General features: G+C 61.7%; 27 protein-coding genes and 1 pseudogene. 13 read left to right on the forward strand and 15 right to left on the reverse strand.

Annotation, left to right across the window (positions count from 1 at the left end):
* Positions 1 to 4: 4 nt before the first annotated feature.
* The 4 genes from HYPGJ_RS16550 to HYPGJ_RS16565 all read right to left on the reverse strand — a co-directional run bounded on the left by HYPGJ_RS16550 (position 5) and on the right by HYPGJ_RS16565 (position 2,540).
* A complete protein-coding gene (locus HYPGJ_RS16550) occupies positions 5 to 238 on the reverse strand; it encodes a hypothetical protein (RefSeq protein ID WP_046848079.1) in 234 nt (77 codons plus the stop codon).
* 92 nt (positions 239 to 330) lie between these two features.
* Positions 331 to 1,587 carry a CCA tRNA nucleotidyltransferase gene (locus HYPGJ_RS16555; RefSeq protein WP_046848080.1) on the reverse strand — a complete coding sequence of 419 codons (1,257 nt, stop codon included), beginning with the start codon at positions 1,585 to 1,587 and terminating at the stop codon, positions 331 to 333.
* 3 nt (positions 1,588 to 1,590) lie between these two features.
* Positions 1,591 to 1,887, reverse strand: a complete 297-nt coding sequence (locus HYPGJ_RS16560) for a hypothetical protein (protein WP_046848081.1) — start codon at positions 1,885 to 1,887, stop codon at positions 1,591 to 1,593.
* Positions 1,884 to 2,540 carry a CoA pyrophosphatase gene (locus HYPGJ_RS16565; protein WP_046848082.1) on the reverse strand — a complete coding sequence of 219 codons (657 nt, stop codon included), beginning with the start codon at positions 2,538 to 2,540 and terminating at the stop codon, positions 1,884 to 1,886. Before HYPGJ_RS16565 ends, HYPGJ_RS16560 begins: the two co-directional genes overlap by 4 nt.
* Before the next feature lie 119 nt (positions 2,541 to 2,659).
* Between HYPGJ_RS16565 and HYPGJ_RS16570 the strand changes: the two genes are divergently transcribed.
* Positions 2,660 to 3,892: a hypothetical protein gene (locus tag HYPGJ_RS16570; protein ID WP_046848083.1), complete on the forward strand. Its 1,233-nt coding sequence runs from the start codon at positions 2,660 to 2,662 to the stop codon at positions 3,890 to 3,892.
* A gap of 29 nt (positions 3,893 to 3,921) precedes the next feature.
* Here HYPGJ_RS16570 and HYPGJ_RS16575 read toward each other — a convergent pair whose 3' ends face one another.
* The 3 genes from HYPGJ_RS16575 to hemF all read right to left on the reverse strand — a co-directional run bounded on the left by HYPGJ_RS16575 (position 3,922) and on the right by hemF (position 7,448).
* Positions 3,922 to 4,992, reverse strand: a complete 1,071-nt coding sequence (locus HYPGJ_RS16575; RefSeq protein ID WP_046848084.1) for an alkene reductase — start codon at positions 4,990 to 4,992, stop codon at positions 3,922 to 3,924.
* A 149-nt stretch (positions 4,993 to 5,141) separates the two neighbouring features.
* Positions 5,142 to 6,317, reverse strand: coding sequence for a DUF2235 domain-containing protein (locus tag HYPGJ_RS16580; protein ID WP_046848085.1), 1,176 nt, complete (start codon positions 6,315 to 6,317; stop codon positions 5,142 to 5,144).
* Positions 6,318 to 6,539: 222 nt separating this feature from the next.
* The gene (gene hemF, locus HYPGJ_RS16585; protein ID WP_046848086.1) at positions 6,540 to 7,448 is read right to left on the reverse strand and encodes an oxygen-dependent coproporphyrinogen oxidase; all 909 of its coding nucleotides are present in this window, start codon (positions 7,446 to 7,448) and stop codon (positions 6,540 to 6,542) included.
* A gap of 142 nt (positions 7,449 to 7,590) precedes the next feature.
* On the opposite strand from hemF, the gene HYPGJ_RS16590 reads away from it, so the two are divergent.
* Positions 7,591 to 9,468: an ABC transporter ATP-binding protein gene (locus HYPGJ_RS16590; protein WP_046848087.1), complete on the forward strand. Its 1,878-nt coding sequence runs from the start codon at positions 7,591 to 7,593 to the stop codon at positions 9,466 to 9,468.
* 12 nt (positions 9,469 to 9,480) lie between these two features.
* On the opposite strand, the gene HYPGJ_RS16595 is transcribed toward HYPGJ_RS16590, so the two are convergent.
* Together HYPGJ_RS16595 and HYPGJ_RS16600 are read right to left on the reverse strand one after the other, a co-directional pair.
* Positions 9,481 to 10,137 carry an isoprenylcysteine carboxylmethyltransferase family protein gene (locus HYPGJ_RS16595; protein WP_046848502.1) on the reverse strand — a complete coding sequence of 219 codons (657 nt, stop codon included), beginning with the start codon at positions 10,135 to 10,137 and terminating at the stop codon, positions 9,481 to 9,483.
* An 84-nt stretch (positions 10,138 to 10,221) separates the two neighbouring features.
* Complete coding sequence (locus HYPGJ_RS16600) at positions 10,222 to 10,698, reverse strand: tRNA (cytidine(34)-2'-O)-methyltransferase (RefSeq protein WP_046848088.1); 477 nt, start codon at positions 10,696 to 10,698, stop codon at positions 10,222 to 10,224.
* Between the two features lie 251 nt (positions 10,699 to 10,949).
* Between HYPGJ_RS16600 and petA the strand changes: the two genes are divergently transcribed.
* The 4 genes from petA (at position 10,950) to HYPGJ_RS16620 (ending at position 14,703) form a co-directional block, all read left to right on the forward strand.
* A complete protein-coding gene (gene petA / locus HYPGJ_RS16605) occupies positions 10,950 to 11,522 on the forward strand; it encodes a ubiquinol-cytochrome c reductase iron-sulfur subunit (RefSeq protein WP_083984163.1) in 573 nt (190 codons plus the stop codon).
* A gap of 11 nt (positions 11,523 to 11,533) precedes the next feature.
* Positions 11,534 to 12,847: a cytochrome b N-terminal domain-containing protein gene (locus tag HYPGJ_RS16610; RefSeq protein ID WP_046848090.1), complete on the forward strand. Its 1,314-nt coding sequence runs from the start codon at positions 11,534 to 11,536 to the stop codon at positions 12,845 to 12,847.
* A gap of 14 nt (positions 12,848 to 12,861) precedes the next feature.
* A complete protein-coding gene (locus tag HYPGJ_RS16615) occupies positions 12,862 to 13,725 on the forward strand; it encodes a cytochrome c1 (RefSeq protein ID WP_046848091.1) in 864 nt (287 codons plus the stop codon).
* 99 nt (positions 13,726 to 13,824) lie between these two features.
* Positions 13,825 to 14,703, forward strand: a complete 879-nt coding sequence (locus tag HYPGJ_RS16620) for an S-methyl-5'-thioadenosine phosphorylase (protein WP_046848092.1) — start codon at positions 13,825 to 13,827, stop codon at positions 14,701 to 14,703.
* Positions 14,704 to 14,807: 104 nt separating this feature from the next.
* Here HYPGJ_RS16620 and HYPGJ_RS16625 read toward each other — a convergent pair whose 3' ends face one another.
* The gene (locus HYPGJ_RS16625) at positions 14,808 to 15,239 is read right to left on the reverse strand and encodes a hypothetical protein (protein WP_046848093.1); all 432 of its coding nucleotides are present in this window, start codon (positions 15,237 to 15,239) and stop codon (positions 14,808 to 14,810) included.
* Positions 15,240 to 15,360: 121 nt separating this feature from the next.
* On the opposite strand from HYPGJ_RS16625, the gene HYPGJ_RS16630 reads away from it, so the two are divergent.
* The 6 genes from HYPGJ_RS16630 to HYPGJ_RS16655 all read left to right on the forward strand — a co-directional run bounded on the left by HYPGJ_RS16630 (position 15,361) and on the right by HYPGJ_RS16655 (position 20,697).
* Positions 15,361 to 15,900 carry an adenine phosphoribosyltransferase gene (locus HYPGJ_RS16630; RefSeq protein WP_101536145.1) on the forward strand — a complete coding sequence of 180 codons (540 nt, stop codon included), beginning with the start codon at positions 15,361 to 15,363 and terminating at the stop codon, positions 15,898 to 15,900.
* 226 nt (positions 15,901 to 16,126) lie between these two features.
* Entirely contained in the window at positions 16,127 to 16,846 is a 720-nt protein-coding gene (locus tag HYPGJ_RS16635; RefSeq protein ID WP_046848094.1) for an alpha/beta hydrolase, read from the forward strand.
* Positions 16,836 to 17,936 carry an S-methyl-5-thioribose-1-phosphate isomerase gene (gene mtnA / locus HYPGJ_RS16640; protein ID WP_046848095.1) on the forward strand — a complete coding sequence of 367 codons (1,101 nt, stop codon included), beginning with the start codon at positions 16,836 to 16,838 and terminating at the stop codon, positions 17,934 to 17,936. The genes HYPGJ_RS16635 and mtnA overlap by 11 nt, the downstream gene beginning before the upstream one ends.
* Complete coding sequence (locus HYPGJ_RS16645; protein ID WP_046848096.1) at positions 17,933 to 18,607, forward strand: class II aldolase/adducin family protein; 675 nt, start codon at positions 17,933 to 17,935, stop codon at positions 18,605 to 18,607. Before mtnA ends, HYPGJ_RS16645 begins: the two co-directional genes overlap by 4 nt.
* A gap of 149 nt (positions 18,608 to 18,756) precedes the next feature.
* Positions 18,757 to 20,232 carry a catalase gene (locus HYPGJ_RS16650; RefSeq protein WP_046848097.1) on the forward strand — a complete coding sequence of 492 codons (1,476 nt, stop codon included), beginning with the start codon at positions 18,757 to 18,759 and terminating at the stop codon, positions 20,230 to 20,232.
* Between the two features lie 159 nt (positions 20,233 to 20,391).
* Complete coding sequence (locus HYPGJ_RS16655; RefSeq protein WP_046848098.1) at positions 20,392 to 20,697, forward strand: hypothetical protein; 306 nt, start codon at positions 20,392 to 20,394, stop codon at positions 20,695 to 20,697.
* 12 nt (positions 20,698 to 20,709) lie between these two features.
* On the opposite strand, the gene HYPGJ_RS16660 is transcribed toward HYPGJ_RS16655, so the two are convergent.
* The 5 genes and pseudogenes from HYPGJ_RS16660 to HYPGJ_RS16680 form a co-directional block, all read right to left on the reverse strand.
* Entirely contained in the window at positions 20,710 to 20,952 is a 243-nt protein-coding gene (locus HYPGJ_RS16660; protein WP_046848099.1) for a DUF3297 family protein, read from the reverse strand.
* A 23-nt stretch (positions 20,953 to 20,975) separates the two neighbouring features.
* Positions 20,976 to 22,073, reverse strand: a complete 1,098-nt coding sequence (gene ychF, locus HYPGJ_RS16665; protein WP_046848100.1) for a redox-regulated ATPase YchF — start codon at positions 22,071 to 22,073, stop codon at positions 20,976 to 20,978.
* Positions 22,074 to 22,187: 114 nt separating this feature from the next.
* Positions 22,188 to 22,922 (reverse strand): hypothetical protein, encoded by a 735-nt coding sequence (locus HYPGJ_RS16670; protein WP_046848101.1) that lies wholly within the window; start codon positions 22,920 to 22,922, stop codon positions 22,188 to 22,190.
* A gap of 225 nt (positions 22,923 to 23,147) precedes the next feature.
* Positions 23,148 to 23,708 (reverse strand): annotated as a pseudogene (gene pth, locus HYPGJ_RS16675) (aminoacyl-tRNA hydrolase); the annotation flags it as partial.
* Positions 23,709 to 23,842: 134 nt separating this feature from the next.
* Positions 23,843 to 24,571 (reverse strand): 50S ribosomal protein L25/general stress protein Ctc, encoded by a 729-nt coding sequence (locus tag HYPGJ_RS16680; RefSeq protein ID WP_046848103.1) that lies wholly within the window; start codon positions 24,569 to 24,571, stop codon positions 23,843 to 23,845.
* A 283-nt stretch (positions 24,572 to 24,854) separates the two neighbouring features.
* On the opposite strand from HYPGJ_RS16680, the gene HYPGJ_RS16685 reads away from it, so the two are divergent.
* Positions 24,855 to 25,268 carry a Fur family transcriptional regulator gene (locus HYPGJ_RS16685; protein ID WP_046848104.1) on the forward strand — a complete coding sequence of 138 codons (414 nt, stop codon included), beginning with the start codon at positions 24,855 to 24,857 and terminating at the stop codon, positions 25,266 to 25,268.

The raw sequence follows: 25,268 nt of genomic DNA on the forward strand, positions 1-25,268 counted from the left end.
CGACTTAAAATTCAATGCGCTGGAAAATGTGTTCCCAGACGAACAGGAGCGCCGTGTCGACTACGCCAACCATCAGAAATGCGAGAGAGATCGGGTAGGTCGACGATTCAGGCAGACCGAGTTCAGTTCCTCGGGTGGCGACGGCGAGAGCCGCAGTGAGACTGAAAAGTGCGAGAATTGCGAAAACGACTTGAACGAATTTTAGCGAGCGAGCACGTTCGTGACGAAAATTATCCATCCGGGCATTCCCCTCGACGCGATACAAACGAAACCCCGGGGTGGGACCATAAACACGGTGCTGAGCAGTTTGAAGTAAAATTTAATGCTTTGTTAATGAACTTCGTTTGTCGCGAAAGCTTCAAACTTTTCTAATTGCAAGGCGCGATCGGTCGGAAAAGCCGCCGCAATCCACCACGCCTCGAACGCCCTCAGTATTTCGCCGACGGCCGGGCCCGCTGGTATCCCGAGAGCGAGAACGTCGCTGCCGCTGAAGGGCAACTTTGGCGGGCTCCAGCGGTCCGCCAGAAGCGCGCGCTTGCGCCAGGCAGCCTCAGTGGCGGAAGCATTCGATCGCGCCCACGCGACGACCACGGCCCGTCTAAAGGCCTCCGTGCCGAGACGGTAGAGCGCGGCACAGGCAGCGGCTTCGGGCTGCGCGGGATCGAGACCCGGATCGACGCTTGCCGCGGACCGGAGTGCAGACGCTTCGTTATTGGAAAGGCGGAGCCTCCGCGCCAGCCCATCGACATCGCCCGGGCCTGAAACGGCGAGCGCCGCCAGTCCGCAGATCACGTCCGGCGGTTGACCGAGGCCGGCCTCGATTGCCTGCAGCCGCGCCAGCCGCTCGGGATGCAAGGTGCCGGGAAGCACGAGCGCCAGAATTCCGCTCTCGTGCATAGTCCGAACGACCTCAGCGGCGTAGGGCGCCGCGAGCAGCTTCAGGAACTCCGAGCGAACGCGTTCGGCGGCGAGCTTGCTCAGGCCTTGCTTGAGCTTGATCGCGGCCGCCAGACCGTCGGCGTCGAGGTGGCCTTTGCCGTATTCGGCGCTGAAGCGAAAGAACCGCAGGATGCGCAGGTAGTCTTCACGAATGCGTGCTTCGCCATCGCCGATGAAGCGCACGCGCCGCCTGCGAAGGTCGGCAATCCCGCCCATCGGATCGTAGATCGTCCCATCCGGCCCGCAATAAAGCGCGTTGATCGTAAAGTCCCGTCGCTGCGCATCCTCGTCCCACGACTGGGTGAATGCGACGGTCGCATGGCGTCCGTCGGTTTCGATATCGCGCCGAAGCGTCGTGACCTCAAATCCAACGCCCTCGGAAACGAGCGTCACCGTGCCGTGCTCGATGCCTGTCGGATGCGCGCCGAGACCCGCGCGACGCGCAAGCTCGATGACGGCCTCCGGAACAGCCGGCGTTGCAAGATCGACGTCGATGACTGGGCGATCGATCAGCGTATTGCGAATGGCGCCGCCGACAACGCGAACCTCCGCCTGCGCCGCATCAAATGCCGCGAAAACGTTGCGAAGAGGTTTGGCGTCGAGCCATCCTGCAATGAGGCGCGGACCGGTCGCGGTGAGCTGCGTCATGACTCAAGGTTTTTCGGGTTGCGGTTCCTGCGCGCGAATTGTTCGGTCGGGTTCGAGATTTTTATCGTGCATCGATTGCGGAACATAGACGTCATTCGGCGCATTGGAGGTCCGCGTTGAGAACGCCACGAGCGTCGTCAGCATGAGCGCAGCGCCCGCGATGAACAGCTTGAGCAGCGGCGCATTGCTTATGATTTCGCCGAGGCCTTTCCATTCATCGTCCCGGAATGCCACCCACGCGATGTAGAACAGCGTCGGCAGCAGAAAGAAAAAGATGTTCTCGAAAACGATGCGGATCATGCGCTGAACAGTCTCCGATAAAGCGCGCGGATGATTCCGGCGGTCGCGCCCCAGATATAGCGTTCGCCGTAGGGCATGGCATAGAACCTCCGCTCGTTGCCGCGCCAGGTTCGGCTGTCGATTTTATGGTTGGCTTCGTTCATCAGAAACTGAAACGGCACTTCGAAAATGTCGGCGACTTCCGCCGGATCTGGAACGAGATGAAATCCCGGTCGCACCAGCGCGACGGACGGCGTGATGATGAAACCCGTGCCCGTGCGATACGTCGGGAGATATCCGAGAGGCTCGATGAACGATCCGTCGAGCGCGATTTCTTCCCGCGCCTCTCTAACCGCGGCGGCCATCGGACTCGCATCGTCGGTCTCGACCTTTCCTCCTGGGAAAGCGATCTGCCCGGCATGAGAGGAAAGATGCCCCGTCCGCTCCGTCAGGATAACGCTCAGCGGCGCGTGCGCGACGATCGGAATGAGCACGGCCGCATGCCGGACGTCGGAGGAAAAAATTCCGGCATCCGGATTGAGATCGTCATCGCCAGACGCGTGCGTTCCATTAATCAACGGCGGCTCCGCCAGCAGACGCGCACGGGCGAGCTTTTCGAAAACTTCGGCGTTTAGGTCCGTTGACGTCACATTCGGGGCGGAAAGAGAGGACATTTTACGAATTGTAACCATATGTCTGGCGTGATCCGCGGCTGGCCGGTTACCGCTGAATCACGATACCTTCTCGAACGTACCGCAAACAGAAGCCCGTCTGTCAGGAAAATTGGAACCGCGTGGCAACGAATGGTGTGACAGGGGCGCTTCGGGCGCTGGCTTTCTCGGCAGCCCTCGCAGCCGTTTGGCTCGCTGCGAGCGTTGCGCCGGTCAACGCTGCCTCGACGATCGATTTCCTTGCGGCACTCTCCGATTCCGAAATGGACGAGTTTCGGGCGTGGAAGGACGCGCGCAACGTCTTTAACGATCGGACCGACGCTTATTGGGACGCCGTCGAAGCGAAGCGGCAGGGGCGGCGCAAGAAGCGCACCGCGAAGATCCCGTTCGAGCCAACCGACTACGTGATGAGCTTGCCGCCGAAGTATACCGGTCCAACGCTCTCGGCGGAGCTTGCGAAAAAATACTACAGCTTCGTCGAGCGTCAGAAGACGGCGGAGCCTGCGCAGCAGCGCGAGCTTGCAACTGTCGCCGATTATCTGGAAGCCGCCAAGCGGGTCTACAACTTTACGCCCGAGCGCGTCAGCGAACGCGAATTCAAGCAGCGCTACGCCGAGGAGGCGCACGCCCTAGGATTGTCCAAGGAACAGGTCGTGCGCGTCTATGCGCTGGAGACGGGCGGCAACGGCACCTACGACATGCAATCGGGCATTCACCCGATCAAGAAGACGGGACGCGCGATCTCGAGCGCGCTCGGCTATGCGCAGCTTCTCGACGCAAACTCGATCAACGAGCTTGCGCGCAGCGGCGAAACGTTCATCGCGCTGCTGAACCGGAAATTGCGCGATCCCGAAAATACGCCGGAGCGAACGGCCACGCTGAAACGCAAGCTCGCCGTTCTGAAGCGCATGTACGCCAACGTGAAGCGTCTGCCGTTTGAATGGAGCGTGCAGCAGCGCTACGCCAAGACGGACAACGGCATGGGCATTCACACCCTGAACATCGACGCCGATATCGGTCCGATGCTTCAGGCGATGAAGCTTAGGACACTGAAGGACACAGCCGCGAAGCAAGGCCGCCGATCTCTGACCGGCGCCGAACTCGAGCTGATGAACCTCGCAGGCCCGATGACGGGCCTCGAAATGATGGAAGAGCCGGGCGCCTCTGCGCCGACGACGAACTTCTTCGCCCGGCGCGCTTATTACGTGAACAAAATGGTCAATGGTTTGACCGGCGCCGAGCTGCAGGTCGAGCTTGACCGCCGCATGACGCAGTCGATCACGAGGCCGGGCGCGCAGGAATTCGCCGATGCGTTCGATCGCCTTTACGCGCGACGCAGCACGGCGGAGCGCTGAACTCCGCCGCGGGCTTTAGTGGCCTGACGTTACGCTTCGGTTTCCGCGCGCTCCAGATATGGATAGTCCGTGTAGCCTTTCGGGCCTTGTGCGTAGAATGTTGCGGGATCTGGAGCATTCAGCGGCGCGCTGAGCTTGAAGCGCCCCGGCAGGTCGGGATTGGCAATGAACAGCTGCCCGAATGCGACGGCATCCGCACGACCGGAAGTGATCGCGGCTTCCGCTGTTTCCTTCGTGAACTTTTCGTTCGCGATGAAAACGCCACCGAAAATCTTCTTGAGTTGCGGGCCGATCGAGTCCGCCCCTTCGTGTTCGCGCGCGCAGAGAAACGCAATTCCGCGTTGGCCGGTCTGCTCGGCGACGTAGCCGAAGGTCGCGAGCGGATTGCTGTCGCCCATCGTGTGCGCGTCGCCGCGCGGAGCGAGATGCAATCCGACGCGATCCGCGCCCCAAACGTCGATGCAGGCATCGACGACTTCGAGCAGCAGCCGTGCGCGATTTTCGATGGGGCCGCCGTAAGAATCGGTGCGCAGGTTGGTGCTGTCCTGCAAAAACTGGTCGAGCAGATAGCCGTTGGCGCCATGAACTTCGACGCCGTCGAAGCCTGCGCGCTTCGCGTTCTCCGCGCCGCGCCGGTATTCGGCAACGACGCCCGGAATTTCGCTAAGCTCCAGCGCGCGCGGAACGACATAATCGGTTTTGGGGCGGATCAGGCTGACGTGCCCCTGCGGCGCGATCGCGCTTGGCGCTACCGGCAGTGCGCCGTCGAGATAGCTCGGATGCGAAACGCGTCCGACATGCCAGAGCTGCAGAAGCATCGTGCCGCCTGCCGCGTGCACCGCGTCGGTGATGCGCTTCCAACCAGCGACCTGCTCATCCGACCAGATGCCGGGCGTATCGGGATAACCGACGCCCATCGGAGTGACCGACGTCGCCTCGGACAGGATCAGACCCGCCGCCGCGCGCTGAACGTAATAATCGCGCATCAAATCGTTCGGCACGCGCCCTTCGCTTGCGCGGCAGCGCGTCAGCGGCGCAAGAACGATACGATTTCTAAGCGTGAGGGCACCGGCGCGAAGCGGATCAAAGAGCGTTGTCATTTGGAAATCCCGGATTGGCTAGGAAGGATGGCGAATGCGAGCATTGAAATCTGGTGCCGAGTAAGATGTGGTCCCCCGACCAAGGCGGCAACTGTGGCGATGCAGCGCCCCATCATTATGAGATTGCTGCGTTTCGGCCAGCGCAATGCTCACGCGACGTTCGCGGAAGCATTTCTGTCCTTCGCATCGTCATCCGCTGAGAATGCCACGGCGGATAGGAGGCTCGGCGGCCGGTAGTATATTTCCTTTACGGTGCCGCCGCGAGATTCACGCACTGTTTGGCCGAAACGCGCCAGCGCGCTCTTATGGATCGTTTCATTGAGAGACACGAGTTCGGGAGCGAGCCTGCTCGTCCGCCATGTCCTGAGCCATCGCCGCCGCCCCTTGGCGATGGCGCGGAGATCCTGGCCGACGAGACGCATGTAAGGCACCAGCCGCGAAAATGCGTAGACCCAGCCCGATGCTGAATGGTGCTGCAGCCCGAGCGGATCGGGCGCCGTCGAGCGCTTCAACTGACGCATGTCGATCGCGAGGCCGGTCAAGGCGCTGACGCGCTCCGCCATCCAGAGCAGCGCGATGTCCGACAGCTCACTCTCTGGCCAGCCGCCGCCGATATCAGCGTGCGTTCCCGAGAACCAGGCTTGCTCGACGTGCTGATGCGCTGCGAGCGTCGCGCCTTCGGGCAGAGTGAAGAACGTCGGACGGAACGGCCCGCGCGTTTCGTCGATCGAGAGAGCATGAAGCGCGACGTCGATCGTGTCGTGTAAACGCATATCGTGAAACGAGAGACGCCTGCTGATGCGTGACGCGCCAGAGAACGGATTTCCGATGTTGCCGACGGTATCCCACACGCCGACGCATCGGATGCGAACGGGATAGTGGCAAACGGCACTCAAGCGCGCCAACGTATCGACGTCGCGTTTATGTTCGGATTGGCGATAGAGTTTCCACGCCTCGTCGAATGAAAAATCGCTTTGCGCCGGCGCGATGCCGAACAGCGTCACGAAACTCGCAAGGCTGCGCGCTTCGAAAGCACCGCGCGAAAATCCGAAGAGATAGATTTCGTCTCCCGGCTCGTAGACGTCGCGCAGGAATTGATACGCGAGCTTGATGCGCGCGCCGACTTCGACGCCGATGGCACCCCTGAGAAACGCGAAGTGCAGGTTTTCCGTCGTCGCGATGCCCGCGATATAACGCACGAGCTGGCGCACGCCTTTGCGGTCTCTCGGCAGAATGGCGTTATGAAGCTTCGCGACGTTCGTCTGCGGAGACGGGCCGCCACCTTCGTTCCAGGTGCCGTCGAGCGAGCAGACAAGACGTTTCATTCTGCCTCCCCGGCAAAGGCCGTTTCCGGCGCACGCAAGACACGACGGGGTATGCACACCCACGCGCCGCCACTTCACGTCCAGGCGACGAGCTATTCTAGGCAGCGTTATAAGGCTCTGGCGTTGGCGGTCCAGAATGGCCGGACCGGCGCTCGGGTTGTGGCACGCGCGGCTGGCCAAATGGCAACAGGAAGAGGGGTTGCCTGAGAGGAAACCCTGCGCCTACGGCCACTTCACGACGGGGGGCATGGACGAGAGAATGCTTTCGACATTGCCGCCGGTTTTCAGCCCGAACATCGTGCCGCGGTCATACAGAAGATTGTATTCGACGTAGCGTCCGCGCCGGATGAGCTGCTCTTCGCGCTGCTCCTCCGAATAGGGCATCGAATAGTTCCCGCGAACCAGCATCGGATAGACATTGGCGAACGCCTTGCCGACATCCTGCGTGAACGCGAAAGCGGCGTCCCAACCGCCGTCCGCCTCGGCAGGCGTGAGGTGATCGTAGAAAATGCCGCCGATGCCACGCGCCTCGTTACGGTGCGGCAGAAAGAAATACTCGTCGCACCACTCTTTGAGCTTTTGATAGTCGGCGACGGAATGCGGCGCGCAGGCGCCATACATCGCGGCGTGAAACGCCATCGTGTCGGCGTCCGACTGCGTGCGGCGTTTGTCGAGCACGGGCGTGAGGTCAGCGCCGCCGCCGAACCACCATTTCGACGTGACGATCATGCGCGTGTTCATGTGAACCGCAGGCACGTTCGGGTTTCTGGGATGCACGATGAGCGAAATGCCCGATGCCCAGAACGAGGGCGATTCCTCGGCACCCGGAATCTGCTTGCGGAACTCGGGCGAGAATTCGCCGTAGACTGTCGAGGTGTGAACGCCCGCCTTCTCGAACACGCGGCCGTGCAGCATGCTCATGACGCCGCCGCCGCCGTCGTTTCCGGCCGCATCCTTACGCGGCCACGGCGTCGCGACGAACCGGCCCGGAGCATCGCCGCCATGCGGAGCGGTTTCCGGCAACCCGGCTTCGAGTTTCTCGAATGCGGCGACGATATCGTCGCGAAGGCGTTCGAACCAGGCGCGAGCCTGCGCTTTGTGCTGTTCCAAGGCGGTATCGGATGCGTTCATCAGCTATTCTGCATAAGGTCTTGTTTTTGACTGAAAGGACCCTTAGCCCTAACGGGCATCCACGATCAACATCCGGTCGCCGCCGCCAGTCGGATTTCCGTACTTGCGACGACGCGCCGCTTTTGCGCTTGCGATAGACACCATGTTTCGCCGCCTCCTGCATTGGGGAGAAACCCGCATCAAGCCGTTCGACGAGCGCGAAGTCACGCGCCCGCCGGATACGCTGTGGGCGTTCTACTGGTTCTTCATCAAGCCGCTGTGGCCATTCTTCGTGCTCCTGCTGATCGCGGGCTGCTTGGGCTCGACGATCGAAGTAGCGCTGATGGGATTCGTCGGCGCCATCGTCGACAGAATGCGCACGCATTCCGATCCCGCGACCTTCGTCTCGACCTACGGCTGGATGCTGGCGCTGATGGCCTTCGTCGCGCTGATCCTGCGGCCGCTGGTCTCGACCGCGCACGACTTCATCAAGAACCAGATGATCTCGGCGGGAACGACGTCGCGCATCCGCTGGCAGACACACCGCTACGTGCTGCGTCAGAGCCTCGGCTTCTTCCAGAACGATTTCGCGGGCCGCGTCGCCAACAAGATCATGCAGACCGGCACGTCTCTGCGCGAAAGCGTCGTGCAGTTGATCGACGCGCTTTGGTACGCATCGGTGCAGTTCATCGGCTCGGCGCTGCTGTTCGCGGCCTCCGATTGGCGCTTGACGATCCCGCTCATCATCTGGCTTGCCGCTTATATCGTGGCGCTGCGTTACTTCGTGCCGCGCATCAAGGAGCGCTCGACGAAATCGTCCGAAGCGCGCTCGATGCTCGTCGGCCGCATCGTCGACAGCTACACGAACATCATGACTGTGAAGCTCTTCGCGCACGCCGAACGCGAGGATACCTACGCGCGCGAAGCTCTGACCGAGCAGATGCAGGCGTGGCAGGCTTCGCTGCGTCTGATCACCGGCATGGAGCTTGTGCTCTATACGCTGAACGGCATCCTGCTCGTCGCGACGACCGGCGCGGCCATCGTGCTCTGGACGATGGGCCATGTGACCGTCGGCGATATCGCCGTCGTCAGCGGCTTGGTCATCCGCATCGTCACGATGTCCGGTTGGGTCATGTGGACCATTGCCGACGTGTTCGAGAACATCGGCGTCGTGCATGAGGGCATGGAAACGATCTCGCTGCCGAACCTGTTGCAGGACACGCCGGATGCGAAGCCGCTCGCGGTTCCGCATGGCGAAATCCGCCTCGATCATATCCACTTCCACTACGGAGCTGGTCGCGCCGCGTCCGAGGATGCGCCCCCGCGCGTCATCGAGGATCTGTCGTTGACGGTGAAGCCCGGCGAAAAGGTCGGCCTCGTCGGCCGGTCCGGCGCGGGCAAGTCGACGCTCGTCAATCTGCTGCTGCGCTTCTACGACCTTGAAGGCGGCCGCATCCTGATCGACGGCCAGGATATCGCGCATGTCACGCAGGACAGCCTGCGCGCCGAAATCGGCATGGTGACGCAAGACACCTCGCTGCTGCATCGTTCGGTGCGCGACAACATCCTGTATGGCCGCCCGAATGCGTCAGACGCTGAAGTCATTGCGGCCGCACGGCAAGCCGAAGCGCACGACTTCATCGCCCATCTCGAGGACATGAAGGGCCGCAAGGGTTACGATGCGCACGTCGGCGAGCGCGGTGTGAAACTCTCCGGCGGTCAGCGCCAGCGCATCGCCATCGCGCGCGTGCTGCTGAAGGATGCGCCGATCCTTATTCTCGATGAAGCGACCAGCGCGCTCGACTCCGAGGTTGAATCGGAAATCCAGGCGAGCCTCGAAAAGCTGATGCGCGGCAAGACGGTCATCGCGATTGCGCATCGTCTATCGACGATTGCGGCGATGGACCGGCTGATCGTGATGGAGGAAGGCCGCATCATCGAGGAAGGCACGCACGCCGAGCTGTTGCTCCGCGACGGACTTTATTCTCAGCTGTGGCAGCGGCAGTCGGGCGGCTTCCTGGCGCGCGAGGCGGCCGAGTAAACGCAACGAAGGCTAGCGGCCGTTGCGCCGCTGGCCGGCGAGCGGCTGCGGCTTGCGGGCGGCGAGCGCCGCAAGTTCGACGACCGCATGACGGAAGTTGAAGAAGCGCGGCACCTCGGCCCTGTATTCGGCATAGGCGCGTCCGTAGCGCGCTTCGAGCCACGGTTCTTCCGCCACCGCCATCAGCGCATAGACGAGCACGAGCGTCGCCGCGAGCGCTGTCGTTTCGGGCGACCAGGCCGCAAGCCCGAGCGCACCGAACGCCACGATGGCCGTCGCGTACTGCGGATTGCGCGTCCAGCGATAGAAGCCCTCCGTGTTGAGCCCGCTGGCCTGGCAATAGGTGGCGTCCCAGCCAAGAACCCAAAGCGCATAAAGGTAAGCTGCGAACGCGACGATGGAGATTACCAGCAACGCCAATCGCAGGATCGCTGTCGGTGCAACCGCCGACAGCGCCAGCAGCCGCTCGATGCAGAGGACGAGCACGACGACATTCAACGTGCGGAAGAGGGCCCAGAACGCAAAGCTCTTGAGCGAGCCGGCCGGCGGCGCTGGCCAAATCCGCCAAGCACTTTGATCGTTCTGCGCGGCAATGCCGGCGACGAGTCCCGCAATCAGCAGGAATGCGGCAATGCCGCCGGCAACGGCGAGATAATTATTGAGAAGCATGCTGCGCGGAAACTTGGTTGGGAATGGCTTGCCCAAAAGTGCCGGACTCGCATGTCACGTCTGCGACAGGAATTTAATTCCGAGTCAGGGACTCGGGAATTGATTGGTCTGTCGCAACGCCTCGCCGAGAACGATAGCCGCGCTCACCGCCACGTTGAGCGATCTCAGGCCTGGCCGCATCGGGATCGTAATCCGCGCATCGGTTTGTGCATGAACGCTCTCCGGGCATCCCGCGCTTTCGCGGCCGAGCATCAGAATATCATTAGGTTCAAAGGCAAAATGGATGTGCGGCGTCTCGGCGTGCGCACTCAATAAAACAAGCCGGCCGGCATCGGCGCGCCGCTCCGATAATGCGCGTCGATCCATGAATTCGGAAAAACTTATATGCCGCTTCAGGTCGACATGATCCAGATAGTCGAGGGCGGAGCGCTTGAGCGCTCTGTCGCTCATGTCGAATCCGGTGGGGCCGATAACGTCCACCGGAACGCCGAGGCATGCGCAGAGACGAAGAATCGTGCCGGTATTCTGCGCGATGTCCGGTTGATAGAGCGCCAAGCGCATTTATAGAAATCCCGCGATAATTGTGAATTGAGCTACCGAGATTGAGAGTTTTATCACGATGCGCCAAATTGCCCCTTACACTGTTGCTCGGCCGAGCTTGAGAGCGGGACAAAACGCTGTCAGAACGACCGCAAGGGATGAAGTAGACTGGGGTTTGATGCGGACGGTTGTGAGCGGGGGACGCAAGTCTCGCCGCCTGCCCATGTATCTTGCCGCCAGTATCGCCCAATCGCTTCGAACTGGAGGCATCCGTGACCACTGACGCAGTAGAACCAAATCGCCGCGATTTTATGGTGGTTGCGGGCAATGCGTTCGCCGCTGTCGGCGCCGCTTCTCTGCTTTGGCCTTTCATCCAACAGATGAACCCCGACGCCAGCACCAAGGCCCTGTCGTCTGTCGACGTTGACCTGTCGCCCGTGAAAGAGGGACAGGCCATCACAGTGCTGTGGCGCGGCAAACCGATCTTCATCCGTAACCGGACGAAAACCGAAGTCGAAGCCGCCGTGAACGTCGACGTGAAGACGCTTCCCGACAGCCTCGCGCGCAACGAAGCTCTTCCTGCTGACGATCCTGCGACGGACGCCAACCGCACCGTGAAGGGCCATGAGAACTGGATCGTTCTCGTCGGCATCTGCACGCATCTCGGCTGTATTCCGAAGGGGCAGGCGATGGGAGACGAGCGTGGCGAATACGGCGGCTGGTTCTGCCCGTGCCACGGCTCCGTTTACGACACGTCCGGCCGTATCCGGAAAGGTCCCGCGCCCAGAAACCTCGAGGTGCCGCCCTACACTTTCTCGGCGGACACGAAAATTAAGATCGGCTAGGGAGCAGAATAATGAGCGGTCACAATTCGACCTATGAGCCGACCTCGCGCTGGGGCAAATGGTTCGACGAGCGCCTCCCAATCGGGCGCATGATGCACGGCCAGTTCGTGGACTTCCCGACGCCGCGCAATCTCAACTATCTCTGGACGTTCGGCGGCATCCTGACGTTCTGCCTCATTGCGCAGATCGTCACCGGCGTCATTCTCGCGATGCACTATCAGCCGAGCGCCACGGGCGCCTTCGACTCGATCGAGCACATCCGTCGCGACGTGAACTACGGCTGGATGATCCGGAACTTCCACGCCGTCGGCGCGTCGATGTTCTTCCTCGCGGTCTTCATTCACATTTTCCGCGGTCTCTACTACGGGTCCTACAAGGCGCCGCGCGAAGTGCTTTGGGTGCTGGGCGTCGTGATCATGCTTCTCATGATGGCGACGGGCTTCATGGGCTACACCCTGCCTTGGGGCCAGATGAGCTTCTGGGGCGTGACCGTCATCACCAACCTGTTCTCGGCTCTCGATACGATTATTCCGGGTCTCGGAACGGCCATTGTTGAATGGTTGTGGGGCGGCTTCTCGGTTTCGGGCGTGACGCTCAACCGCTTTTTCTCGCTTCATTATCTGCTGCCGTTCGTGCTGACGGGCGTCGTCGGCCTGCACCTTTGGGCGCTGCACGTCGTCGGTCAGAACAACCCGACCGGTATCGATCTGAAGCAGCCGAGCGATTCCGTTCCGATGCACCCCTACGCAACCTCGAAGGATGCGGTCGGCCTTTTCGCCTTCCTCATTATCTTCGCTTGGTTCGTGTTCTTCGTGCCGGACTACCTTGGCCACGCCGACAACTACGTCGAGGCCAACCCGCTGGTGACGCCGCCGCACATCGTGCCTGAATGGTACTTCCTGCCGTTCTATGCGATCCTGCGCGCCTTCACGAGCTCGTTCCTCGGAATTCCGCTCGGCCAGTTCGCCAAGCTGATGGGTGTCATCGCGATGTTCGCGGCCGTGCTGATCATCGCCTTCGCGCCGTGGCTCGACACGTCGCGCGTGCGCTCGGCGAAGTATCGGCCGATCTTCAAATGGTTCTTCTGGCTCTTCCTGTTCACCTGCGTGGCACTCGGCTACCTCGGCTCCAAACCGGCCGAAGGTGTGTACGTCACGTGGGCGCAGATCTTCACCGTCTATTACTTCCTGTTCTTCCTCGTCATCATGCCGGTCGTCGGCCTGATCGAGACGCCTAGGAAGTTGCCGCGTTCGATAACCGAATCCGTGCTCGGCGGCAGTTCGTCATTGCCTGAGGGCGCCGCAGCCGCCCCTGAAAAACGCTGAGAGGAGCGAGACAAATGAAAAGACGTTTCTCTCACGCTCTTGCCGGTGCCATCGCCGCACTCGTTGTGGTCCCGGCTGTCGCGCATAGCGCAGAAGGTGGTCACCCGGAGATCGCTCGCCAGTCGTGGGCATTCTCGGGCTTCACCGGCCAGTTTGACCGTGCCCAGCTGCAGCGCGGCTTCCAAGTCTACAAGGAAGTCTGCTCGGCCTGTCACGGTCTGAAGCGGGTCGCGTTCCGCAACCTCGTCCAGCCCGGCGGCCCGGAGTTCCCGGAAGCCTCCGTCAAGGCCTTGGCCGCTGCGTGGCCGAACCAGATTACGGACGGCCCGAACGACGAAGGCAAGATGTTCGAGCGTCCGCCGCTGCTGTCGGACACGATCCACGGGCCGTTCAAGAACGATCAGGAAGCCCGCGCCGCCCAGAACGGCGCGCTGCCGCCGGATCTTTCGCTCATCGCCCGCGCCCGTGGCATCGAGCGCAACCCTGCCTGGTACGTTCATCCGTTCCTGATGCTCGGCGATATCTTCAAGAGCTATCAGGAAGCCGGCGCCGACTACCTCGTCGCGCTGCTGACGGAATACACGGACGCGCCTGCGAGCTTCCAGCTTGCGGACGGCAAGTATTACAACAAGGCCTTCGCGGGTCATCAGATCAGCATGCCGCCGCCGCTGTCGGAAGGCGTCGTGACCTATCAGGACGGCACGCCCGGCACGGTTGAGAACTATGCCCATGACGTCGCGGCCTTCCTGTCGTGGACGGCGGACCCGCATTTCGATCAGCGCAAGCAGATCGGCTGGCAGGTCATCCTGTACCTGATCATCACGACGATCCTTCTCTACATCGGCAAGAAGCGCATCTGGGCGGCGATCAAGCACTGACCCGGCGGCCCGCCGATGGAACGTGATTACGAAAAGGCCTCGCTTGCGGGGCCTTTTTTATTGTAAGTGGCGCCCGGAGTATCGATGGGAGAGAGGACTATGACGCAATCCGTTCTCGGCATCGTCGGCGGCAGCGGCTTCTACAACTTGCCGGGTCTGGCGCACGCGGAATGGCGGCGCATCGAGAGCCCCTGGGGCGCGCCTTCCGATGACATCCTCTTCGCCGACATCGATGGGCTGCCCATCCGCTTCCTGCCGCGTCACGGCCGGGGGCATAAGCTGTCGCCGAGCGACATCGACTACCGCGCCAACGTCGACGCCTTGAAGCGCGCCGGCGTCACCGATCTGGTTTCGGTCTCCGCGTGCGGCTCGCTGAAGAAAAAATACAAGCCCGGCGATTTCGTGCTCCCCGACCAGTTCATCGATCGCACCTTCGCCCGCGAGAAATCGTTCTTCGGCAAGGGCTGCGTCGCACACGTCGCGATGGGCGACCCGACGAGCCCCCTCCTGCACAAGGCGCTCGAGAAAGCCGCCAAGTCGGAAAATATCAAAGTCCACCACGGTGGCACCTATCTCGCAATGGAAGGTCCGCAGTTCTCGACGCGCGCCGAAAGCAATCTCTACCGCTCATGGAATTGCGACGTCATCGGCATGACGAACATGCCGGAAGCCAAGCTCGCTCGCGAAGCCGAGATCTGTTACGCGAGCGTCGCGATGGTGACGGATTACGACTGCTGGCACGATGATCACGCCCACGTCGACGTCGCGGCGATCATCGAAGTGATGAAGGAAAACACCGGCAAGGCGCAGCGGCTGGTGGCCCGTCTCGCTCGCGACTTCCCGCGCGAGCATCCGGCATGCCCGATCGGCTCGGACCGCTCGCTCGAAGTCGCGATCATCACGCCTCCGGAAGCGCGCGACCCCGAGCTTCTGAAGAAGCTCGACGCCGTCGCCGGGCGTGTCCTCGCGAACGCCTAGAGCGCTTCTGGAAAAGTCGGAACCGGTTTTCCGATACGAAGCACGACACGACAAAGCCCCAGAGCCGATCCGCGATTCAACGGAAAGCAAAAAGCGGAAAGGCTCTAGTTGAAGCCGATCAGTATCTTCATCTTGATGAGCTGCGGGAACGCCAGTTCCAGGCCCGCGCCGACGAACCAAAGGATGACGCCGAGGAGCAGCACACCTGGCACGGCCGCGATCGCAGCTTTCAGGAAGAACGTGACGAGGCGTGCGAACGGCACGTCGAACGCACGGACGGTGGCAGCGACAGGGACGTTGCCGATACATGGCTCGGTTTCGGCGGCGCGATAGATCTGCGGCTGCGGGCGGGAATAGTCGTCGTCGATACCGGTCGAGAGTGTGGGCGCTGCCGCACGCTCGCGCGCGGCGCGTTCCCGAGCTTCGCGGGCGCGGGCTTCCTTTTCACGACGGAGCGTCCGGGGAAGATCGTCAGTGTCGTCCGAGAACGAGCCGAAGTCGGGGCCGGCCATCGCGGGCGAGCCTTGTGCTGCCATCTCGTTGTACCTCAGCAAACTATTATTTAGCCACGTCACGGAACAATCGTCCGCTCTGGGCTACGCTGCTTCTACCTAGACGCCAGCGATATTGCTATTTTGCGCCGTCAATTGGGCGGGAGTGCAGCACGTGCAAGACCTTGAAGATCTGATCCGGACCATCCCCGATTATCCGAAACCCGGAATTATGTTTCGGGATATCACCACGCTCCTCGCCGATCCCAAAGGCTTGAAGAAAGCCATCAAGCACATGGCGAAACCCTTCGAGAAGGAAAAGATCGAAGCTGTCGCGGGCATCGAAGCGCGCGGCTTTATTCTCGGAGGCGCGATTGCCGATCGCCTCGAATGCGGCTTCATTCCGATCCGCAAGAAGGGCAAGCTGCCGTGGAAGACCATCGGGCAGGAATATACGCTCGAATACGGCGTGGACGTCATCGAGGTGCATGAGGACGCGATTGCCGAAGGTACGCGTGTGCTCATCGTTGACGACCTGATCGCAACCGGCGGTACGGCGGAAGCCGCCGCGAAACTCGTGCAGCGCTCCGGCGGGAAAATCATCGGCGCGACCTTTATCGTCGATCTGCCGGATCTCGGCGGCATGAAACGATTGTCGGACCTCGGCGTCGAGAGTCATGCACTCGTCTCGTTCGGAGGTCATTAGTCACGGCTGTGTCCCTGTCCGGCGATCAACTGAAGACAGCGCTAGCCACCCTCGCCGCGTGGCGTTCGGAACCGGACGCTCCGTGCCGCTGCCCAGTGTGCGGAGTATCGGGTCTCGCAATCGCCGACCGCTCCGCGCGTCCCTATGCGGAATGGTACGTGCTGACGTGTGAAAGCTGCGGCCTCGACGAAACCGTGCACATCCCGATGGCGGGGGTTCCGGAGACGTGATCGCCAAGCCCGCAGATGAGATCGTTCTGCTGCCCGGTCTCGACGGCACCGGAGACCTGTTCGATCGTCTGGCGGCCAGCCTTGCGGACGAATTCACGGTAAATGTCATGCGCTATCCGAATGATCCAAGTCTCGGATATGCCGGATACGCAGAGCTGGCGCGCAAGCTGATCGGTAAACGCCGCGTCTTTCTTCTCGGCGAGTCCTTTTCCGGCCCCGTTGCCGTGCGCGTCGCGGCTCAGCTCGGACCGCAGATCAAGGGCGTAATCCTGGCGGCGACGTTCCTGCGAACACCCTTGCCTGCTTGGTTCATGCGCCGGGCATCGCACACCGAACCCGAGGCGACGCCAAAGAGGATCAGGGATGCGATATTGATGGGTTCCTATGGCGACGACGAACTGAGAAACAAGGTTGACGAAATTGTTCGCGGCCTGTCGCGTCCCGTTCGCGCGGCGCGCCTGCGTGCCATCGCGGAGGTCGACGTGAGAGAAGACTTCGCCAGGCTCCGCTGCCCGGTCCTCGTCCTGCACGGACGCAAGGATTGGTTGGTTTCGATCACGCCCATGCAGAAAGCCGCGTGCGATAAAGGCGGAGTACGCATCGTCGCGTTTTCCGCCGCGCATATGCTGCTGCAGACGCGTGCCGCCGAGGCTGCAATGGAAATATCCGCTTTCGCGAAATCGAAGACGTTATGGGAGGCGCAGAATGAAAATTGACGGCGTCGCATCGCGTACCATCTGGCTTAAGCCCGACGGCTGGTCGGTCGGCATTCTCGATCAAACGATGCTGCCGCATACCGTTGTTCGAAAAACTTTGCGAACGCCGGAAGACGCAGCCCTCGCGATCAAGACTATGCAGGTTCGCGGTGCGCCCCTGATAGGTGTCACGGCGGCGTACGGAGTGGCGCTCGCGATGCGTGCCGATCCGTCAGACGCGTCGCTCAAGCACGCGCTCGCGTTTCTTGCCGAGCAGCGGCCGACCGCGGTGAACCTGCGCTGGGCGTTGAACGATCTGCAAGCGACGCTCGTCTCGCTCCCGCCAAAGTCACGCGCAGCCGCTGCTTATGCGCGTGCCGCCGAGATCGCGGACGACGACGTCGAGACGTGCCGGCGCATCGGCGTCAACGGCCTGCGCCTGATCCAGGAACTCGCCAATGAGCGGCCGGGCGAACCCGTCAACATCCTCACGCATTGCAACGCCGGTTGGCTCGCGTGCGTCGATTGGGGAACGGCGACGTCTCCGATTTATCAGGCGCATGATGCCGGAATTCCCGTGCATGTCTGGGTCGATGAAACGCGGCCGCGCTGCCAGGGATCGGCATTGACCGCATTCGAACTGGCACAGCACGGCGTGCCCTACACGCTGATCGCGGACAACGCGGGCGGACATTTCATGCAGCGCGATTGCGTCGACATGGTCATCGTCGGCACCGACCGCGTCACCGCATGCGGCGATGTCGCCAACAAGATCGGCACCTATCTGAAGGCGCTCGCAGCCCACGACAACGGCGTACCGTTCTACGTCGCGTTGCCCTATTCGACGATCGACTGGAGCATCGAGCGCGGCGCCGACATCCCGATCGAGGAACGCGGCGCCGACGAAGTTCTGCGCGTGCAAGGCCGTCTTCCCGACGGCGCCGTCGCATCCGTCGCGATATCCGCCGATGGAACGCCCGCACGCAATCCGGCATTTGACGTAACGCCCGCCAAGCTCGTGACGGCGTTCATCACCGAGCGCGGCGTCTGCGAAGCCTCGCGCGATGGCCTGCTGTCGCTCTATCCGGAAAAGAAAAGTTGCGCCGCATGAGCAAAGGCAAGTCCAGGCGTCCGAGTGAAAAAAGCCTGAGGAAGGCAGTGCTCGACACGGCGCTCGCGATGAGTTCCTCTGGCCTTTCGCCGGGACGATCCGGAAACGTGTCCTGCCGCTTCGATGATGGCATGCTGATCACACCCTCCGGTGTGCGTTATGACGGCATAGATCCCGACGACATCGTTTTCGTTTCAGCCGACGGCAGCGTTCCCGACGATCGCCAGACCCCGTCGACCGAATGGCATTTTCATCTGGCGGCCTATCGCGCGCGTCCCGATCGCTTCGCCGTCGTCCACACGCACTCGATGCACGCGACAGTTCTCGCCTGCGCGCACCGCGCGATCCCGGCATTTCACTACATGGTCGGCGTTGCGGGCGGGAAAGACATTCCGTGCGTTCCTTACGCCACCTTCGGCACCGCGGAGCTGGCGCGTCACGTCGCGACCGGATTGCAAGACCGCGACGCGTGCCTGATGGCGAACCACGGACAGATCGCGATCGGCCCGACGCTCGGCCATGCGCTGGAGCTTGCCGCCGAAGTCGAGGCACTGTCCGAGCAATACTACAAGGTGCTGACCCTCGGCCCCGCGAACATCTTGAACGACGACGAGATGGCGCTGCTGCTCGACAAGTTCAAAACCTACGGCCGCAACGTCGCCGAAAAGTAATTCGCCGTAGGCGTCATGCTGATCAACTCGATCAGCTCCGCTTATCATAATAAGATTTTGTTATCAGAAACGCTGAGCAAACGGATTGGTCTTTAAAATCTTTCTGATGTTTGGTCGCCCTCGTTGGAAATTCGAGGATGACGTTACCAATGACAGACACGACCAAGCTCACGACGTCCGCTGGCGCGCCCGTCGCCGATAATCAGAACTCTCTGTCCGCCGGCGCACGCGGCCCGTTGCTGCTTCAGGATTATCAGCTGCTCGAAAAGCTCGCGCACCAGAACCGTGAGCGCATTCCCGAGCGCGTTGTTCATGCCAAAGGCTGGGGGGCGTTCGGCACGCTCACCGTGACGCAGGATATCTCGAAGTATACGCACGCCAAGCTGTTCGATGCGATCGGCAAGAAGACCGACCTCCTGATCCGCTTCTCGACCGTTGCCGGTGAACTCGGCGCCGCCGACGCGGAACGCGACGTGCGCGGTTTCTCGATCAAGTTTTACACCTCCGAAGGTAACTGGGATCTCGTCGGCAATAACACGCCGGTCTTCTTCGTGCGCGACCCGTTGAAGTTCCCGGACTTCATCCACACGCAGAAGCGACACCCGAAAACCAACCTTCGCTCGCCGACGGCGATGTGGGACTTCTGGTCATTGTCGCCGGAAAGCCTGCATCAGGTGACGATCCTGTTTTCCGATCGCGGCTGCCCGACCGGCGTCCGCCATATGAACGGCTATGGCTCGCACACGTACTCATTCCTGAACGCTGCCGGCGAGCGCTACTGGGTGAAGTTCCACTTCAAGACCCTGCAGGGCCATCAGCATCACACGAATGCCGAAGCCGCGGAGCTCATCGGCAAAACGCGCGAGAGCTATCAGGAAGATCTCTTCGGCTCGATCGAGAAGGGAGACTTCCCGAAGTGGCGCATGTTCGTGCAGATCATGCCGGAAGCGGACGCCGACAAAACGTCCTACAATCCGTTTGACCTGACGAAAGTCTGGCCGCACGCCGATTATCCGTTGATCGAAGTCGGCATCGTCGAACTGAACCGCAACGCGGACAACTATTTCGCCGAGATCGAGCAGGCCGCGTTCTCGCCGTCGAACATCATTCCCGGCATCGGCTTTTCGCCGGACAAGATGCTTCAGGCGCGCATTTTCTCGTATGCGGATGCGCACCGTCATCGCCTCGGTACGCATTACGAGGCATTGCCCGTCAACGCTCCGAAGTGCCCCGTGCATCATTATCATAAGGACGGCGCGATGCGGTTCTTCCGCAACGACACCGGCAATCCCGACGCCTACTACGAGCCGAATTCGTTTGGTGGGCCGAAGGAAACGCCTGCGTACAAGGAGCCGCCGCTCAAGATCTCGGGCGATGCCGACCGCTACAATCATCGTCTCGGCAACGACGACTACACGCAGCCTGGCAACCTGTTCCGCCTGTTGACGCCGGATGGCCGCGAACGCCTGATGGACAACATCGCAGCCGCGATGCAGGGCGTGCCGGCGTTCATCATCGAGCGCCAGGTCGCGCGCTTCGCGAAATGTGATCCGGCATACGGTGCGGGCGTCGCGAAGCGTATGGGCGTGTCAGTGCCGTCGGCGCGAGCCGAAGCGGCCGAGTAACGCGCCGCTGGTTTCGCGAGCAAAATAAGCCGAACTTGAGTTGTCGCCTCGGCCCCAAGCCGGGGCGACCGCTTTTTAGTGAGTGCGATGCTGCGAAACTTCCGATGCCGTTGCGCGTTGCTCCGACGAAGTTCGATGGAATCTTCAAGGAGACAAGCGATGCCCCGAGGCGATAAATCCTCATACACCGCAAAGCAAAAACGCAAAGCCGAACACATCGAGGAAGGCTACGAGAAGCGCGGCATCGGCCAGAGCGAAGCCGAACGCCGGGCCTGGGCGACCGTGAACAAGGAAAGCGGCGGCGGCAACAAGAGCGGTTCGGGTCGCGGAAAAAAGGACACGAACGTCTCGTCGAAACGCGGCGGTAAAATCGGCGGCAAGGCGGCAGCGTCTCGCCCGGCCGCAGCCCGCAGCGCCTCCGCACGTAAGGCCGCCGCGACGCGCAAACGCCGCGCCGCGCGGTAGATCCGCGAGTAGCTACTCGGCAGTTCTGAAATACGGCTCGACCTTGCCCTTGAGCTTCAAGGTCATGGGTCGGCCGGCGCGGTCCTTGGCGTTCCCAGCCGCGACACGAACCCACCCTTCGCTGACGCAGTATTCTTCGACGTTCGTCTTCTCGACGTCGTTGAAGCGGATGCCGATGTCGCGTTTCAAAAGCTCCTCATCGTAGAAGGGGCTTTTCGGGTCGTTGGACAGGCGATCGGGCAGCGTGTCGGTCATGGCCGATTATCCTAGGAAGTATCTTAGTTTGCGAACCTGAAGTGCATGACGTCGCCATCCTGGACGACATACTCTTTGCCTTCCAGCCGCATTTTTCCCGCTTCCTTGGCCCCCGCTTCGCCGTTACCGGAAACATAGTCGGCGTAGGCGATCGTTTCCGCGCGGATGAAGCCTTTTTCGAAATCGGTATGAATGACGCCTGCGGCCTGCGGACCTTTGGTTCCGCGTGTGATCGTCCAGGCGCGCGCTTCCTTCGGCCCGACGGTGAAATACGTCACGAGATCGAGCAGCGAATAGCCCGCGCGGATCAGTCGATTGAGGCCCGGTTCGTCGAGACCCATTTCCGCAAGGAACGCATCGCGATCTTCTGGAGCAAGCCCCGCGAACTCGCTTTCGATCTTCGCGGAGATGATGACGACGGCCGCGCCTTCGGCCTTCGCGCGCTCTTCAACTTGCTTCGAATAAGCGTTGCCGTGGGCCGCCGCGCTTTCCTCGACGTTGCAGACGTAAACGACCGGCTTCGAGGTCAGCAGCTGCAGCGCGCGAAAAGCTGGCATTTCTTCCGGCGTCATGGCGGCGAGGCGCGCAGGCCTGCCCTCGCGGAGCAGCAGCAGCGGCTTCTCCATGACGGCGAATTGCGCCTTCGCTTCCTTGTCGCCGGTCTTCGCCTTTTTCTCGATTTGCGAGACACGCTTTTCGAGGCTTTCGAGATCGGCGAGCATCAGCTCTGTTTCGACGACGTCGGCATCGGCCAGCGGATCGATGCGATTTTCAACGTGCGTGATGTCGTCGTCGACGAAGCAGCGCAGCACGTAGGCGACGGCGTCGACCTCGCGGATGTGCGAAAGGAATTTATTGCCGAGACCTTCGCCCTTCGATGCGCCGCGCACGAGGCCCGCGATATCGACGAAGGTCAAGCGCGTCGGAATGATCTCTTTGCTGCCCGCGATCTTGGCGAGCGTTTCCAACCGCGCGTCGGGAACGGCGACTTCGCCGACGTTCGGCTCGATCGTGCAAAACGGATAGTTCGCAGCTTCCGCCGCAGCCGTCTGCGTCAGCGCATTGAAGAGGGTCGACTTGCCGACGTTCGGCAGGCCGACGATACCGCATTTAAAGCCCATAGTTCGGAGAATTCCGCCCGAGTGAGTTGCGAGGTGATGGAAGGTGATGGCCGTGGGTTAAGCGAGACGCGCCGCCTTGTGAAGCGAAATCGGCCGCGCGTGCGGCCCTTTGGCTCACTTCTTGTACTTGGCGAACGCAAACGTCGAATAACGGTCGGGGCTCGGCAGGTTGATTGTGTCCGACATTGCGTCCGCGAGCGCCTCGGAAATGTGCGTGCCGTCGTCCGCCTTCCGCACCGCGATGACGATGAACGGCCGCTGCCAGCTCGTATCCGCGTCTTCGCACTCGAGGCAGGGCTCGATGTAGCGGCCGAGGTTCAGCGTCCACATCGGAACGTCTCCGCCGAGCGCTTCGCGCACCCATTGCGCGATCCGTTCGGCTCGCAACCCGCCACGCTGTTCCTCGCGCTCGACCGCGCCTTCCTGACTGGCAAGACCGACCGCGATCAGCCCGCGAGCCGAGCCGAGACCTTGCCGAAGCTGCGGCGCTAGCACTTCCGTTTGAATGTCGTCCGGCGACAGGCGGCGATCGAATTTCTCGAGTTCCGTCGTCGAGCCGCGAACCCAGCCATAGTCTTTGGTCAGCACGACGACGTCGAACAGCGCGCGCCGCCCGGCCCGGTCGGCGCCTTCGACCGGAAACACCAGCGTGCGTTCGTTCCACCGCTTCGCGATGATCCGCTTCACGCCGCTCTTGTCTTTGGTGTTCGAACGATACGCATCCCACGCGACGTTGCCGAAAACGCCAAGCGTGAACAGCAGCGCCAGTGCGCCGATCGCAAGATTGAGGCGGCTGCCGAGAGGCGACGCGAGCCAGCCCGGACGGGCTTCCGCTTGGTAATCGGTCATCGGCAAACCTCAACGCTCGAACTTGTGCCCCGGCGAAACGCGTTACGCGTCGCCATCTCCCGACTTTCGCGCACCGAGCCATTTTTTCAGGTTCTCGGCAAGCGCCGATTGCCGTTTGGAGGAGCGTTCTCCGGACGGGTGTGACGTGGACGCCGGTTTTTTGACGGGCGGCCGAGCCTCATCCTCGGATGCGTCCTTGGTTTTCTTGGGCGCAGGCTCGGCATAAAGCGATTTCGCGACGTCGCTCAGGAAGCGTGAGTCATCGCCTTTCGCGAGATAGGGCGCGGCGTCCGAAACGGCGTCGAGAAGATCCGACAGCCACCCGCGTTCCGATTTCGCGAAATCGTTGAGCACGTAATGGACGACGGCATCCTTGGCGCCCGGATGGCCGATGCCGAGACGCACGCGCTTGTAATCATTTTCGAGGTGCGCCGAGATCGAGCGCAGGCCGTTGTGACCCGCGTTGCCGCCGCCCGCTTTCACCTTCACCTTGCCCGGCGCAAGATCGAGTTCGTCGTGGAAGACGTAGACGTCGGATATGGGGATCCTGAGAAAGCGCTGCGCTTCGCCGACCGAGCGGCCGCTTTCGTTCATGTACGTTTCGGGCTTCAGCAGCAGAACGCGGTCCGTGCCGATCGTGCCTTCCGAAACAAGTCCTTGGAATTTCTTCCGCCAAGGCGCGAAGCCGTGACGCTCTGCGATGCGGTCGAGCGCCAGAAAGCCGATGTTGTGACGGTTGGCGCTGTACTTTTCACCGGGGTTACCGAGGCCGACGAAGAGCTTCATTTTTGCTTGCGCCTTCCGACTCGCCTCCGGCGACGGAGCTGGCGGCCGGCTCCCTGAAGGGGCGTCGCCAGATACAACTAAAAACAAGGCCCGGCGACCGCCCTCGAGAGGGAGTCGCCGAGCCCAAGTTTATCTTACTTCTTCGCGGCAGGTTTTGCGGCAGCAGGCTTAGCAGCGGCCGGAGCCGCGCCCTTCGCTGCAGGAGCAGCGGCCTTGCCGGCAGCGGCCGGAGCCGCACCCTTCGCATCGGCAGGAGCAGCAGCGTCAGACGCCGACGACGCGGAGTCGTCATCGCCCTTCAGCGCGCCTGCGATCGTTGCGATCGTGAAATCGCGGTTCTTGATCACCGGCGTCACGCCTTCCGGCATGTTGACGGTCGAAATGTGGATCGAGCGTCCGATCTCGAGGCCTTCGAGGTTGATCTCGAAGAAGCGCGGAATCTTGTCGTACGGTGCAAAGACTTCCACGTCGTGGCGCACGATGTTGAGCACACCGCCGCGCTTCAAGCCGGGCGAGAGCGTCTCGTTCACGAAGTGCATCGGAATCGAAACCCGAATGACGCCGTCTTTGCCGACGCGCTGGAAATCGACATGCAACGGCGTGTCGCGAACGGGATCGACCTGCACGTCGCGAGCAAGCACGATGTGCTTCGTGCCTTCGACATCGAGTTCGATCGCAGTCGAGGTGAAGTGGCCACGCAGGACCTGCTTCCACAGCTCGTTGTATTCGAGGTTGATCGTTTCCGGGGTTTCTTGGTTGCCGTAAATGACGGCAGGTACATTTCCATCGCGGCGAGCTTGGCGTGCGGCCCCCTTGCCTGCACGCGGGCGCGCCGTAGCCTTGAGCGTGATGAGCTCAGACATGGCATCGTCTCCGAGTGTTATGCTCTCTCCGCCTATCGGAAAGAGCCAAAAGCCGCGAACCGGCCTCCAAGGGTGCCGTGCGGCGTCTCAGGAATGTCTTCATGAGATGGCGGGTGTATAACCGGGCTTGGCGGCACGCGCAATGCTTGCCGGCCGGGTCCCTGCGTCAGCCTTTACTTCGAGCAGACTGGAAAGTTACCCCGGAAATCAGCATATTAGTCTGGCGCCGTAGAAAATGTGGACGATTCGTCCGGCAGGCCGAGGTCTGGAGATGCCGCAAAGTATGGTCCGAAAGCCTTCCAAGCGCCGGAGTGCGGCCGATCAGGACAAGATTATCGTCGAAGCCCTGCGCGACGTCGGCCGCCCGCTCAGCGCCTATGAGTTGATCGAAAAGGTCCGCGTCAAAGGCGTCAGCGCCCCGCCGACTGTTTATAGGGCTCTACAACGCTTGATCGACGACGGCCTCGCGCACCGGCTCGAAAGCCTGAACGCTTTCGTCGCTTGCGAGCACCCGCACCACCAGGGCAAGGCCGTGTTCGCCATCTGTGACGCCTGCGGGACGGTTAAGGAATTCGACAGCCCTGCCGCGGTCAAAAGCCTTCAGAGCTGGGCGGGCAAGAACGACTTCAAGGTTCGTTCGATGACGATGGAATTGCGCGGCCGTTGCGCGGCTTGCGCGTCAGGCGGCATCGACTGA

This window comes from Hyphomicrobium sp. GJ21 (assembly GCF_001006785.1).
Taxonomy (GTDB): Bacteria; Pseudomonadota; Alphaproteobacteria; order Rhizobiales; family Hyphomicrobiaceae; genus Hyphomicrobium_B.